Genomic DNA, 14,104 nt, shown 5'->3' with positions numbered 1-14,104 from the left:
CGCTGGCGCGCACCCGCTTTTCCCCGCCGCCGATTTCCCGAGCGGCGTTTCCAACATGCGCCGGACTGTTTTCCGGTAGCAAGGAGCACGACACGATGACCGAAGGTTCATCCCACGATACGCACGCCCCCGTGCAGGACCGCCCGGCCAACGGGCTCGAATTCGAATTGCTGACGACCGACGGCCACGCGCGCCGCGGCCGCGTGAAGCTCAATCACGGCACGGTCGAGACGCCGATCTTCATGCCGGTCGGCACGTACGGCACCGTGAAGGCGATCCAGCCGCGCGAGCTGCACGAGATCAAGGCCCAGATCATCCTCGGCAACACGTTTCACCTGTGGCTGCGCCCGGGCCTCGACACGATCGACGCGCACGGCGGCCTGCACGGCTTCATGGGCTGGAACAAGCCGATCCTGACCGACTCGGGCGGCTTCCAGGTGTTCTCGCTCGGCGACCTGCGCAAGATCACCGAGGACGGCGTCACGTTCGCGTCGCCGATCAACGGCGACAAGCTGTTCCTGTCGCCGGAAGTGTCGATGCAGATCCAGAAGGTGCTGAACTCCGACGTCGTGATGCAGTTCGACGAGTGCACGCCGTACGCGACCAACGGCGTACCGACGACGCACCAGGAAGCGGCCGACTCGATGCGCATGTCGCTGCGCTGGGCGAAGCGCTCGCTCGACGAATTCAACCGGCTCGGCAACCCGAATGCGCTGTTCGGGATCGTCCAGGGCGGGATGTTCGAGGACCTGCGCGACGAATCGCTCGCGGGCCTCGCGGAACTCGGCTTCCACGGCCTCGCGATCGGCGGGCTGTCGGTGGGCGAGCCGAAGGAAGACATGATGCGCGTGCTGCAGCACGTGGGCCCGAAGCTGCCGGCCAACAAGCCGCACTATCTGATGGGCGTGGGCACGCCGGAGGATCTGGTCGAGGGCGTCGCGAACGGCATCGACATGTTCGACTGCGTGATGCCGACCCGCAACGCGCGCAACGGGTGGCTCTTCACGCGCTTCGGCGACGTGAAGATCCGCAACGCGACGCACAAGAACTCGTTGAAGCCGCTCGATTCGACCTGCACCTGCTACACGTGCCAGAACTTCTCGCGCGGCTATCTGCATCACCTGCACCGGGTCGGCGAAATCCTCGGCGCGCAGCTGAACACGATCCACAACCTGCACTACTACCTGCAGCTGATGAGCGAGATCCGCGACGCGATCGAAACGCATACGTTCGATGCATTCCGGCAGCGCTTCGCGGAGGATCGCGCGAGAGGGGTCGACTGACGGGCCGGCCGGCGGCCCGCACCGCGGCCAGTCACATAGGACGAGTACTAATTGGCGTACTCAAATCGCCAGTCGCGACCGCCAAACATTACAATTACCTTTCCAAACAAGTCGCAACGGTATCGGTTCGTGCTTTAACAGCTTGATCCGAAAGCGCATTTGCCGATCCGTTCGCGCATGGGGCCGGTGGTAGAATAACCGGCTTATTTTTCGATCTTCCCCTACGGAGAGACCAACGTGCCGTTCATTTCCAATGCCTTCGCGCAAGGCGCCGGTGGCGCCGAATCGAGCCTGATGAGCTTCCTGCCGCTCATCCTGATGTTCGCGGTGCTGTACTTCATCATGATCCGTCCGCAGATGAAGCGTCAGAAGGAACACCGCAACATGCTCGCGGCCATGGCGAAGGGCGACGAAGTCGTCACGAGCGGCGGCCTCGTCGGCAAGGTGACGAAGGTCACCGAAGGCTACATCGGCGTCGAAATCGCCGAAGGCACCGAAATCACCGTGCAGAAGGCTGCCGTCACGACCATTCTGCCGAAGGGCACGATCAAGTCGCTGTAAGGCTTTCACCGAGCGTCCGGCTCCCCGCGCCGTGCCCGCCTGAGAGAGTGGGCCGCCGCGGCGCCGGACGCGACGCTTTCACGCCAACCACCCGTTCGGCCCCCTCATGAATCGTTATCCACTCTGGAAATATGTCGTGATGGTCGTGGCGCTCGCCATCGGCCTTCTGTACACATTGCCCAACTTCTTCGGCGAAGCGCCGGCGGTGCAGGTGTCGAGCGGCAAGGCCACGGTCAAGCTCGACTCGACCACGCTGACCCAGGTCGAATCGGCACTCGCGTCCGCGCAGATCAAGCCGGACGACGTCACCTTCGAGAACACGGCGACCAGCGCGAACATCCGCGTGCGCCTGAAGGACACCGATACGCAGCTGCGCGTCAAGGACCTGCTGCAGAAGTCGCTGAATGCCGACCCGAACGATCCGCAGTACGTCGTCGCACTGAACCTGCAGAGCGCGTCGCCGCGCTGGCTGACCGCCCTGCACGCGCTGCCGATGTATCTCGGCCTCGACCTGCGCGGCGGCGTGCACTTCCTGCTCCAGGTCGACATGACGGGCGCGCTCACGAAGAAGCTCGACTCCGACGCGTCCGACGCGCGCTCGCTGCTGCGCGACAAGAACATCCGCGACGGCGGCGTGAGCCGCGTCGAGCAATCCGTGGTCGTCAACTTCAGCGATGCGCAGACGGCGGAAGACGCCCGCAAGGTGCTCGCCGCGTCGATCACCGAGCTGCAATGGGCGACCCAGCCCGGCGGCGGCGGCACGCAAGTCGTCGGCACCTTCACGCCGGCCGTGCAGAAGTCGGTCGAGGACGCCGCGCTCAAGCAGAACCTGACGACGCTCCACAACCGCGTGAACGAGCTCGGCGTGTCCGAGCCGATCCTGCAGCAGCAAGGCAGCGACCGCATCGTCGTCGAACTGCCGGGCGTGCAGGACACCGCGAAGGCGAAGGACATCATCGGCCGCACCGCGACGCTCGAGGCGCGCCTGGCCGACCCGATCAACACGCACCCGAACCCGAACGACCCCGTGCCGCCGGGCGAGGAGCTGTTCACGCAGGGCAACCAGGCGCCCGTGCTGCTGAAGAAGGACGTGATCTTCACCGGCGACCGCATCATCGACGCATCGGCCGGCTTCGACGAACACCAGCGTCCGTCGGTCAACATCCGCCTCGATTCGGCGGGCGGCCGCGCGGTGCGCACGGTGTCGCGCGACAACATCGGCAAGCCGATGGCGATGGTGCTGTTCGAGAAGGGCAAGGGCGAAGTGCTGACGGTCGCGACGATCCAGTCGGAACTCGGCGACCGCTTCCAGATCACGGGCCAGCCGACGCCGCAGGCCGCGGCCGATCTCGCGCTGCTGCTGCGCGCCGGCTCGCTCGCCGCACCGATGGACATCATCGAGGAACGCACGATCGGCCCGAGCCTCGGCGCCGACAACATCAAGATGGGCGTCCACTCGGTGATCTGGGGCTTCTGCGCGATCGCCGTGTTCATGATCGCGTACTACATGCTGTTCGGCGTGGTGTCGGTGATCGGCCTGTCGGTGAACCTGCTGCTGCTCGTCGCCGTGCTGTCGCTGATGCAGGCGACGCTGACGCTGCCCGGTATCGCGGCCATCGCGCTCGCGCTCGGTATGGCGATCGACTCGAACGTGCTGATCAACGAGCGCGTGCGTGAAGAACTGCGCGCCGGCCAGCCGCCGCAACTCGCGATCCAGGCCGGCTACGCGCATGCGTGGGCGACGATTCTCGACTCGAACGTCACGACGCTGATCGCCGGTCTCGCGCTGCTCGCGTTCGGCTCGGGCCCGGTTCGCGCGTTCGCGATCGTGCACTGCCTCGGCATCCTGACGTCGATGTTCTCCGCGGTGTTCTTCTCGCGCGGGCTCGTCAACCTCTGGTACGGCGGCCGCAAGAAGCTGAAGTCGCTCGCGATCGGCCAGGTGTGGAAGCCGGAAGGCGCCGCTGCCGCCGCGTCGTTCACCGACGAGGACGAATCGACCGACACCGCGCGCGCCGCCCCCGCGAAGGGCAACGCGCCGCGCGCCGGCAAGCCGCAGCTGCGCAACCGCGCGCAGCAAGGCGTGTCGCCGAAGAAACCGGGCTCGACCCAATAAGGCCCCGGAGACGAAGCCATGGAATTTTTCCGCATCCGTAAAGACATTCCGTTCATGCGGCACGCGCTGGTGTTCAACGTGATCTCGCTGGTCACGTTCCTCGCCGCCGTGTTCTTCCTGTTCCACCGCGGGCTGCACCTGTCCGTCGAATTCACCGGCGGGACGGTGATCGAGGTGCAGTACCAGCAGGCCGCGGAGCTCGAACCCGTGCGCGCGACGCTCGGCAAGCTCGGCTATGCCGACGCGCAGGTGCAGAACTTCGGCACGTCGCGCAACGTGCTGATCCGCCTGCAGCTGAAGGAAGGCCTCACGTCCGCGCAGCAGAGCGACCAGGTGATGGGCGCGCTGAAGGCGCAGAGCCCGGACGTCACGCTGCAGCGTGTAGAGTTCGTCGGCCCGCAGGTCGGCCGCGAGCTCGCGACCGACGGTCTGCTCGCGCTCGCGTGCGTCGTGATCGGCATCGTGATCTACCTGTCGTTCCGCTTCGAATGGAAGTACGCGGTGGCGGGTATCATCGCCAACCTGCACGACGTCGTGATCATTCTCGGCTTCTTCGCGTTCTTCCAGTGGGAGTTCTCGCTGGCGGTGCTCGCGGCGATCCTCGCGGTGCTCGGCTACTCGGTCAACGAGTCGGTCGTCATCTTCGACCGGATCCGCGAGACGTTCCGCCGCGAACGCAAGATGAGCGTGCAGGAAGTGATCAACCACGCGATCACGACCACGATGTCGCGCACGATCATCACGCACACGTCGACGGAAATGATGGTGCTGTCGATGTTCTTCTTCGGCGGCCCGACGCTGCACTACTTCGCGCTCGCGCTGACGGTCGGCATCATGTTCGGCATCTACTCGTCGGTGTTCGTCGCGGGCTCGCTCGCGATGTGGCTCGGCATCAAGCGCGAAGATCTGGTCAAGGAAAAGAAGACCGCGCACGATCCGGACGATCCGAACGCGGGCGCGCAGGTTTAAGCGCCACGCCGTTTCGGCATCGAAGCAAAGCCGGCCCGTCTGGGTCGGCTTTTTTTATGCGCGGCTCACCGTGGTACGGCACGCGGATGACTCAGTCGAGTCGCCGCGGGTGTCGGCTACAATCGTCACCGCCCTGCCCCGTCGCATGCCGGCCGGGCAAACCCCTCGCCATCCGTCCGAGCGTGCGGTCCCGATGATGCTTCCCATGCGTGTCGTTCGTCGCCTCGCCGCCTGCGCAGCCGTCGCAGCCGCGTTCCCGTATGCGTCGCTCGTCGGTGCGCAACCGGCATCCGCGCCGCCTGCCGTTGCACCTGCCCCTGCTTCGGTGCCCGCCGCCCAACTGCCGTCACCCTGTCCGCCCGACTGGGAACCGCAGCTCTGCGAACTCAAAGCGGCCGTCGAAGTGCTGAAGCGGCAACACCTGACCGACGTCGACATCGGCGCGCTGCTCGACGCCGCGACCCACGAAGGCATCAAGACGCTGCCGTACGCGCGCTTCTTCAACGCGAAGGAAGAGCAGGAACGGCGCGGCGACGAGCGGCGCGCACGCGACGGCACGCCGGGCATCGGCATCGTGTTCGAGACGCGGCCCGACGGGCTGCACATCATCGACGTGATTCCCGATGCGCCGGCCGAAAAGGCCGGTGTGCGGCCCGACGATCTCGTCGTCGCGATGAACGACAGGAGCGTCGTCGGCATCGACGGCGGCGAGTTGATGAAGCTCGCGAAGGGCGACGCGGGTGTGCCGCTGAAGCTCACGGTGCAGCGCGGCCCGCAGCATGCGGTGCTGACCTTCGCGCCGGTGCGCGCGATCGTCAAGCCGCATCCGGCGACCGCGAAGCGGCTCGACGGCGACATCCTGTACACGCGGCTGTCGAGCTTTCCGGAGTCGGCGGTCGGCGACTATATCGATGCGGTGCAGGCCGCGCGCCGCGCGGGGCCGCCGGTGAAGCAGATGATCCTCGACCTGCGCATCAACGGCGGCGGCGCGCTGAATGCGGCGATCGGCATCACCGCGCTGTTCGCGGGACGCGACCGCACCGCGATGGTGACGGTCGAGCGCGACGGCACGCACCGCCGCCGCTACACGACCAACTGGCCCGACTACGAATTGCCCGTCATGCACGGCCAGGATCCGCTCGCGCCGCTGCAGGCCGACGACTGGTGGCGCACCGTACCGCTCGTGGTGCTCGTCGACGGCCAGAGCGCGTCGGCCGCCGAAGCGACCGCGGCGGCGCTGAAGGATCTCGGCCGCGCGACACTGCTCGGCATGCCGACCTACGGGAAAGGGCTCGCGCAGACGGGCGTCGACCTGATCGACGGCACGCGCCTGAATTTCACGTTCGCTCGCAATCTGCGGCCGAACGGCTGCCCGATGGACGGCTACGGCGTCGTGCCGAACTGGCTCGTGCCGCCGCGCCGCGATGCGGACGTCGACGGCGTGCTGCTGTGGTACCGGGAAGTCGATCTCGCCCGCGCGCCCTATGCGGACCGACAGGCGCCCGACCCGTTCGCGCAGGTGCGCAAGGCCCGGCAGAAGCTGCGCGAAGCGCGCGTGCGCGCGAAGGTCGATACGGCGCGGAGCGCGGCGCTGCCGCAGCGCGCATTCGGCACGACGGCCGACTGGCAGCTCCGTCAGGCGCTCGATGCCCTCGCCGGCCGCCCGGTGCAGACCATCGCCGCGCCCGCGCAACTGATGCCGGCGCAACCGGTCTGCGAGCGCGGCGGCAACTGACGCACCGCCGCGCGCCCCCGTTCACCGAAACCCGAACCGCCGCCGCAGCACGACCAGCGCCGCGAGGCTCAGCACGGCCGCGAACATCAGATAGAAGCTCGGCGCGGTCTTCATCCCGGTCTCGCGGATCAGCCACGCGATGATGAACGGCCCGAAGCCGCCGAAGATCGTCACCGCGACGTTATAGGCGAGCGACATCCCGGTCGTGCGCGTCTGCACCGGAAACACCTCGGACAACAGCCCCGGCAGCGCCGCGAAGTAACCGGTCATCAGGAACGCGAGCAGCACCTGCAGCGCGATCAGCGTGCCGAAGCCCGGATGCGCGACGAGATACGCGAACGCCGGATAGATCAGCACGAGGATGCCGACGGCCGGCGCGATCATCACGCGCACGCGGCCGTAGCGATCCGACCAGTGGCCGACGAGCGGCGCGAACGCCATCTGGATCACGCCGACCACGAGAATCGCGGCAAACGCGGCCGACGGCGCGAGGCCGAGCTGCTTCACGCCGTAGGTCGGCATGAACAGCACGAGATAGGTCGCGACGGTGCCGAGCACGACCACGCCCATCGCCGCGACGAGGCGCGCCTTGTGCGACGCGAACGTATCGCGCAGCGGGTTCGCGGTGCCTTCGGCCGCGAGGAATTCGGGCGTCTCGTCGACCTTGGTGCGGATGTAGTACGCGACGGGCCCGAGCAGCAACCCGAAGAAGAACGGCACGCGCCAGCCCCACGACGCCATCTGGTCGGCCGTGAGCTGCGCGTTCAGCACGGTGCCGAAGCCCGCGGCGAGCAGCGTCGTGAGCCCCTGGCTCGCGACCTGCCAGCTCGCGAAGAAGCCGCGCCGGCCCGGCACGTGCTCGGCGAGGAACGCGGTCGCGCTGCCGAACTCGCCGCCGGCGGAGAAGCCCTGCATCAGCCGCGCGGCGACGAGGATCACCGGCGCGGCGACGCCGATCGTCCCGTAGGTCGGCAGCACCGCGATGATCAGCGTGCCGGCCATCATCAGCAGGATCGACAGCGTGAGCGCGGCCTTGCGACCCGCGCGGTCGGCATACGCGCCGAGCACGATCGCGCCGAGCGGGCGCATGAAGAACGACACGCCGAACGTGCCGAGCGTGAGCAGCAGCGACACGGTGTCGTTGCCGGCCGGGAAAAACAGCTTCGAGATCGTCACCGCGAAAAAGCCGTAGACGACGAGATCGAACCACTCGAGCGCGTTGCCGATCGACGCGGCGACCACCGCGCGCCACACGCGCGGCGACGAGGCAATGGAGCTGGACTGCGTGACGGCATGCATCGGCGATCTCCTTGTCGTTGTACGTTCTGTTCGAGGCGGCCGCCGTCGCGCCGTCGGCCTGCCCGGCGCCGCATGGCCACATGCGGCGCTCGGGCGATTATAGGCGCGCAAAAAAACCGCCGCGCCCCGGTAACGGGAGCGCGGCGGTTTGCCCGCGGGGCCGGCGCGACGGCCGGCCCTGCCGGGGAGTCTTACTGCTGCTTGACCGCTTCGGCCGTGATCAGCAGCTTCGTCTTCATCTTGAAGCCGTACTGCTTGCCGTAGTCGAGGCCGAAATCGTCGCGGCTGAATTCGCCGACCGCGTCGACGCCGCACACTTCACGCTTGAGCATCGGGTGCGGCATGCACTTGAACGAATCGATCTTCAGCGTGAGCGGCTTCGTGACGCCATGCAGCGTCAGGTTGCCGACCACCGACACCGGCTTGTCGCCGTCGAACTTGATCGTGCCCTTGTAGTTCGCCTGCGGGAACTTGGCCACGTCGAAGAACTCGGCCGTCTGCAGGTGCTCGTCGAGCTTTGCGCTACCCGTGTGGATCGACGCGATGTCGGTCGTCACGTCGACCGTGCCGGTCTTCGCCGCGCGGTCGAGCGTCACGGTGCCGCTCGACTTGTCGAACTTGCCGCGCCAGACCGACAGGCCGCCGAAGTGGTCGGCCTCGAAGCTCGGGTACGTGTGGCTCGGATCGAACTGGTAGGTCGCGCTTTCGGCGAAGGCCGAGAACGACAGGGAAGCGGCCAGCGCGCCGGCAGCGATGATCAGATGCTTTTTCAAACTTTTTCTCCTGGAAACGGCGCCGCGCCCTCGCGCGGCATTCAGTTGAGGCGGCAACCTGCCGCTTACTTCGTGGCGACGAGATGGAACTTGATCTGCACTTCGTCCGCGACGATCGACGTGTCCTTCCACTCGCCGGTGCCGACGTTGAAGGTCGAACGCTTGATCGGCAGCACGCCGTCGAACGTCTGCGTCGCGCCGTTTTGCGCGACCGTGACGGGCACCGTGACGGTCTCGGCCTTGCCCTTGATCGTCAGCTTGCCGGTCACGTTGTACTTGTTGCCGCCGGCCGGCGCGATCGCCGACGACACGAAGGTCGCCTGCGGATAGGTCTTCGCGTCGAACCAGTCCTTGCCGGCGACCTGGTCGTTGTACATCTTGTCGCCGAGGTCGAAGCTCGCGACGTCGATCGTCATTTGCGCGCTGCCCTGCGCGGCTTTCGCCGGGTCGAACTTCACCTGCGCGGAAAACTTCTTGAACGCGCCTTCGGTCGGCACGTTCATCTGCTTCGACACGGCGGACACCTTGCTCTTCGCGAGATCGACGTCGGCATGCGCCGCGCCCGACGCGACAAGCGCCGCCGCAGCGAACGCGGTCAGCATGGAGCGGGAGAAAGACACTTTCATGGGATCCTTCATTTGGCAAAGGGAAGCATGCGCGACAGCAGGCCGTCGCGGTCCAACAACTGGTGCTTGAGCGCCGCGAGCACGTGCATCGCAACGAGCGCAAGCAGAATGTAATTCAAAGACACATGCAGCGTCTTGAAGGTTTCCTTGAGCGCCGGATCGGGGTCGATCAGGCGCGGCAGCGGCACGATGCCGAGATAGACGACCGGAATGTTAGACGCCGAGCTGTACAGGTAGCCCGTCACCGGGATCACGATCATCAGCACGTACAGCAGCATGTGCACGCCGTGCGACGCCGCGCGCTGCCACGCCGGCGTGTCGCCCGGCAGCGGCGGCGGCACGTGGGTCGCACGCCAGAGCACGCGCACGACGGCCAGCGCGAACACCGTCACGCCGATCCACTTGTGCCACGAGAAGTACTTCAGCTTGGTCGGCGTGAAGCCGGGGATGTCCGTCATCACCCAGCCGAGCGCGAAGCCGCAGATGATCAGCAGCGCGATCAGCCAGTGCAAGGCGATCGCGGTGTGCGCGTAGCGTGCCGGCGCGACCGGCGGCGATTTCGATGCCATCTTGGATTCCTCAGTTCAGCGAACGGCCGCGCCGGTAAATTCGTCCGACGCATGTCAAGGGCGCCATGCTACCGCAACCTTTTGACGTGCGCGGACTCTGAGGACAGGCGCGCCAGCCGGCTGACGGTTTCCCGCCATGTTACCGACCGGTCACGAAACTCACGATCCTTGACGCATCGAAAAAGCCCTTTTGGTAAGATTGGCGCGGGTTCCGGCCCCGTCGACGTGTTTCCCCCAGCGTCGCAACACCGCCTTTTCCATGCAACGATACGACCTGATTGCCTGCCACGAATGCGACGCACTGTTGCATAAACCGCGCCTGAGCGGCCGCCAGATCGCGCGCTGTCCGCGCTGCGACGCGCTGCTCTATCGCAACAGCACCACGCAGATCGAGCGCATCACCGCGCTCGCGGTCGCCGCGCTCGTCACGTTCATCATCGCGCAGACGTTCCCGATCCTCGAAATGGACCTGAACGGCACGCGCGTGCAGACGACCCTGATCGGCGCGATCGACACGCTGTGGCATCAGGACATGGAGATCGTCGGCGTGATGGTGTTCTGCTCGACCGTGCTGTTCCCGCTCGTCGAGATGGCCGCGCTGCTTTACGTCCTGCTGCCGATCCGCCGCGGCGTCGTGCCGCCCGGCCTCAACCTCGTGCTGCGCACGATCCAGCTCGTGCGGCCGTGGGGGATGATCGAGGTGTTCATGCTCGGCATCCTGGTCACGATCGTGAAGATGGTGAGCCTCGCGCGCGTCGTGCCCGACGCGGCGCTGTTCGCGTTCGGCGCGCTCACGCTGATGACCGCCGTCGTGCTGATGTTCGACCCGCGCACCGTGTGGGACATCGCCGACGACCTGCGCGCCGGCCGCGCGCCGGCGCGGCCCGACCCCGCCGCGCCGCTGCCGGACGCGCCCCGCCGATGACGAGCCCCACGCCGACCGCCGCCCGCGAGGGCTATGCCAGCTGCCACGCGTGCGGGCTCGTGCAGACGATCGACCAGCCGCACGCGCATTGCGCGCGCTGCGGCAGCGCGCTGCACGTGCGCACCCCGAACAGCATCATGCGCACGTGGGCGCTGCTGCTCGCGGCCGCGATCCTCTACATTCCGGCGAACCTGCTGCCGATCATGCGCACGTCGTCGATCGTCGGCTCGCAGCAGGACACGATCATGAGCGGCGTCATCTATTTCTGGACGTCCGGCGACTGGCCGCTCGCCGTGGTCGTGTTCGTCGCCAGCATTCTCGTGCCGATGCTCAAGCTCGGCGTGCTGACGATCCTCGTCACCAGCGCGCAGCGCCGCGCCGCCTGGCGGCCGCTGCAGCGCACGCGCCTCTACCGGATCGTCGAGCGTATCGGCCGCTGGTCGATGCTCGACATCTTCGTCGTGACGCTGACCGTCGCGCTCGTCCATTTCCGTTCGCTCGCCGTCATCACGGCCGGCCCCGGCGCACTCGCGTTCGGCTCGGTCGTGATCCTGACGATGCTCGCGTCGATGCAGTTCGATCCCCGCCTGATCTGGGATCCAGTCGAAACCTCAGGGAATCACCATGAATAGTCCACAAGGCCCGCAGCACGACGCGCCCCGGCCGCCCGATCCGGCGATCTCGACGAAAAGCGGCTGGCTGCCGTCGCTCGTCTGGCTCGTGCCGTTGATCGCCGCGCTGATCGGCATCGGCCTCGTGATCAAGTCCGTGCGCGAGCGCGGCCCGGAAATCACGATCAGCTTCCACAGCGCCGAAGGGCTCGAGCCGGGCAAGACCCAGGTCAAGTACAAGGACGTCGAGATCGGCACGGTCAAGACGATCAAGCTGTCGAAAGACCTGTCGCGCGTGCTGGTCCAGGTGCAGCTCAAGAAGGAAGCCGAGGATTTCGCGGTCAAGGGCTCGCGCTTCTGGATCGTGCGGCCGCGCGTCGGCGCGACCGGCGTGTCGGGGCTCGGCACGCTGCTGTCCGGCGCGTACATCGGCGTCGACGCCGGTCACGGCCAGGACACGCTGACCGACTTCACGGGCCTCGAGACGCCGCCCGCCGTCACGGGCGACCAGAAAGGCACGCAGTACGTGCTGCGCGGCGATTCGCTCGGCTCGGTCGATATCGGCTCGCCGGTCTACTACCGCCGCGTCCAGGTCGGCCAGGTGGTCGGCTTCTCGCTCGACAAGGACGGCACGGGCGTCACGTTCAACGTGTTCGTCAATGCGCCGTACGACCAGTACGTTGGCATGAATACGCGCTGGTGGCAAGCGAGCGGCGTCGATCTGCGGCTCGACTCGAGCGGCCTGAAGCTGAACACGCAGTCGCTCGCGACCGTGATCCTCGGCGGCATCGCGTTCCAGACGCCGCCGAACCAGGGCAGCGGCACGACCGCGCCGAACAACACGACGTTCCGCCTCGGCTCCGACGAGGGCGACGCGATGCGCGACCCGGACGGCCAGCCGCTGCAGGTCGTGATGAACTTCAACCAGTCGCTGCGCGGGCTCGCCGTCGGCGCGCCGGTCGACTTCCGCGGCATCGTGCTCGGCGAAGTGACGAACATCGGCATCGATTTCGATCCGAAGACGAAGAACTTCCTGATGCCGGTGACGATCAACGTGTATCCGGAACGCCTCGGCCGCCGCTTCCGCGAGACGATCGAAAGCAAGGGCGAACCGGCGCGCCGCGAGATCGTCGAGCGGCTCGTCCAGCACGGGCTGCGCGGCCAGCTGCGCACCGGCAACCTGCTGACGAGCCAGCTGTACGTCGCGCTCGACTTCTTCCCGAAGGCGCCGCCCGTGAAGATCGACACCGCCCACCTGCCGTTCGAGCTGCCGACCGTGCCGAACACGCTCGACGAGTTGCAGCTGCAGGTCGCCGACATCGCGAAGAAGCTCGACAAGGTGCCGTTCGACCAGATCGGCGCGAACCTGAACAGCGCGCTCGCGAACGCCGACAAGCTGTTCAAGCAGCTCGACACGCAGGTCGCGCCGCAAGCGCGCGACACGCTGTCGGCCGCGAAGCAGACCTTCTCGACCGCCGAGGCGACGCTGCAGCAGGATTCGCCGCTGCAGTCCGACGTGCGCGGCGCGCTGAAGGAGCTCACGCGCACGCTGCAATCGCTGAACGCGCTCGCCGACTATCTGGAGCGCCACCCCGAATCGCTGCTCAAGGGCAAGCCAGGAGATAAACAATGACGACACGCGTGAACGGTTTCGCGAGCGGCGCGGCGGCGGCGCTCGCCGCACTGGCGCTCGCCGCGTGCAGCTCGCCGCCCGCACGGTTCTACACGCTCAGCCCGGCCGACGCCGCGGCGCCGCTGCGCACCGCGCCGGCCAACCCGGCGTTCCTGATCGAGGTGCCGTCGGTCGGCGTGCCCGAGCAGGTCGCGAAGAGCCAGCTGGTCGTGCAGAAGAACGCCGCGCAGGTCGACGTGCTCGAGCAGGAACGCTGGGCGTCGCCGCCCGCCGACGAGATCCGCCGCGCGCTGTCGGACGATCTGGCCGCGCAGCTCGGCACGATCGACGTCGCGAATTCCGCGTATCCGGCCGGCGTGCCCGTGTACCGCATCAGCGTGAACGTCCAGCGCTTCGAATCGTGGCCGGGCAAGCGCGCGGCGGTCGACGCCGTCTGGAGCGTGCGCTCGCTCGCCACGCAGGCCGTGATGACCTGCCGCACGAGCGTCGCGGAACCGGTCGCCGACGGCTACGACGCGCTCGTCGCCGGCCACCGGCGCGCGCTCGACGTGATTGCCACGCAGGCCGCGGCCGGCGTGCGCGCGATGGCCGCCCGCCGCGGCGCGCCGGCCGCGCCCGGTGCCGGCGGCAAGACGGCCGCCGCGCCGGTCGTGCCGTGCCCGGCCAACCCGACGTCCGGCGGCGACGCCGGCGCGACGGGCAAGTCCGGCGCATAAGCGAACGCGCACGGCGCGCGGGCGAACGTTCGCCTGCGCGGTATGGAATGGTGCGGTGCAGCCGGCAGCACGCGCGCCCGTCGTCGGCTGCACGCCGCTGCCACCGGCCCCGCGCACTGCCTTCACTGGCCGAACGGCCATGACATTCTTTGTCAAAGCCGCCGGAACCCGCGTCATGCAATGCGGTCGGCTTGCGTTTTCCGGCCCGATTGACGATCCTACGCACTTTCAGGCTCGCGCCGTTCGTCGTGCGCGCGAGCCGGCGGCGCCGGGCCGCGCTCGGCCCGA

13 protein-coding genes are annotated in these 14,104 nt (G+C 67.5%); 9 read left to right on the top strand and 4 right to left on the bottom strand.

The annotated features are described in order from the left end of the window. Positions 1–95 precede the first annotated feature (95 nt). From tgt to SY91_RS05745, 5 genes are all read left to right on the top strand, one after another. Positions 96–1,283 (top strand): tRNA guanosine(34) transglycosylase Tgt, encoded by a 1,188-nt coding sequence (gene tgt / locus SY91_RS05765; protein WP_027807172.1) that lies wholly within the window; start codon positions 96–98, stop codon positions 1,281–1,283. 237 nt (positions 1,284–1,520) lie between these two features. After that, positions 1,521–1,844 (top strand): preprotein translocase subunit YajC, encoded by a 324-nt coding sequence (gene yajC, locus SY91_RS05760; protein WP_006476868.1) that lies wholly within the window; start codon positions 1,521–1,523, stop codon positions 1,842–1,844. A 106-nt stretch (positions 1,845–1,950) separates the two neighbouring features. Beyond that, positions 1,951–3,960 (top strand): protein translocase subunit SecD, encoded by a 2,010-nt coding sequence (gene secD / locus SY91_RS05755; RefSeq protein WP_185921106.1) that lies wholly within the window; start codon positions 1,951–1,953, stop codon positions 3,958–3,960. An 18-nt stretch (positions 3,961–3,978) separates the two neighbouring features. Beyond that, complete coding sequence (secF, locus tag SY91_RS05750) at positions 3,979–4,929, top strand: protein translocase subunit SecF (RefSeq protein WP_006476870.1); 951 nt, start codon at positions 3,979–3,981, stop codon at positions 4,927–4,929. Positions 4,930–5,134: 205 nt separating this feature from the next. Then, positions 5,135–6,664 (top strand): S41 family peptidase, encoded by a 1,530-nt coding sequence (locus SY91_RS05745; protein ID WP_260632418.1) that lies wholly within the window; start codon positions 5,135–5,137, stop codon positions 6,662–6,664. 21 nt (positions 6,665–6,685) lie between these two features. On the opposite strand, the gene SY91_RS05740 is transcribed toward SY91_RS05745, so the two are convergent. From SY91_RS05740 to SY91_RS05725, 4 genes are all read right to left on the bottom strand, one after another. Next, a complete protein-coding gene (locus tag SY91_RS05740) occupies positions 6,686–7,963 on the bottom strand; it encodes an MFS transporter (RefSeq protein WP_011544618.1) in 1,278 nt (425 codons plus the stop codon). 191 nt (positions 7,964–8,154) lie between these two features. Further along, entirely contained in the window at positions 8,155–8,736 is a 582-nt protein-coding gene (locus SY91_RS05735; RefSeq protein ID WP_034187441.1) for a YceI family protein, read from the bottom strand. 65 nt (positions 8,737–8,801) lie between these two features. Further along, positions 8,802–9,362: a YceI family protein gene (locus tag SY91_RS05730; RefSeq protein WP_006476874.1), complete on the bottom strand. Its 561-nt coding sequence runs from the start codon at positions 9,360–9,362 to the stop codon at positions 8,802–8,804. 8 nt (positions 9,363–9,370) lie between these two features. Then, the gene (locus SY91_RS05725) at positions 9,371–9,931 is read right to left on the bottom strand and encodes a cytochrome b (protein WP_124476115.1); all 561 of its coding nucleotides are present in this window, start codon (positions 9,929–9,931) and stop codon (positions 9,371–9,373) included. 259 nt (positions 9,932–10,190) lie between these two features. Between SY91_RS05725 and SY91_RS05720 the strand changes: the two genes are divergently transcribed. The 4 genes from SY91_RS05720 to SY91_RS05705 are packed head-to-tail and all read left to right on the top strand — an operon-like array spanning position 10,191 to position 13,816. Then, entirely contained in the window at positions 10,191–10,856 is a 666-nt protein-coding gene (locus SY91_RS05720; protein WP_011544616.1) for a paraquat-inducible protein A, read from the top strand. After that, complete coding sequence (locus SY91_RS05715) at positions 10,853–11,488, top strand: paraquat-inducible protein A (protein WP_006476876.1); 636 nt, start codon at positions 10,853–10,855, stop codon at positions 11,486–11,488. Before SY91_RS05720 ends, SY91_RS05715 begins: the two co-directional genes overlap by 4 nt. Next, positions 11,481–13,100, top strand: coding sequence for an intermembrane transport protein PqiB (locus SY91_RS05710; protein ID WP_185921105.1), 1,620 nt, complete (start codon positions 11,481–11,483; stop codon positions 13,098–13,100). Before SY91_RS05715 ends, SY91_RS05710 begins: the two co-directional genes overlap by 8 nt. Then, complete coding sequence (locus tag SY91_RS05705; protein WP_124476112.1) at positions 13,097–13,816, top strand: membrane integrity-associated transporter subunit PqiC; 720 nt, start codon at positions 13,097–13,099, stop codon at positions 13,814–13,816. The genes SY91_RS05710 and SY91_RS05705 overlap by 4 nt, the downstream gene beginning before the upstream one ends. The last annotated feature ends 288 nt before the right edge of the window (positions 13,817–14,104 follow it).

It is taken from the genome of Burkholderia cenocepacia (assembly GCF_014211915.1).
GTDB lineage: Bacteria > Pseudomonadota > Gammaproteobacteria > Burkholderiales > Burkholderiaceae > Burkholderia > Burkholderia orbicola.
This window is presented reverse-complemented; position numbering and strand designations above follow the sequence as displayed.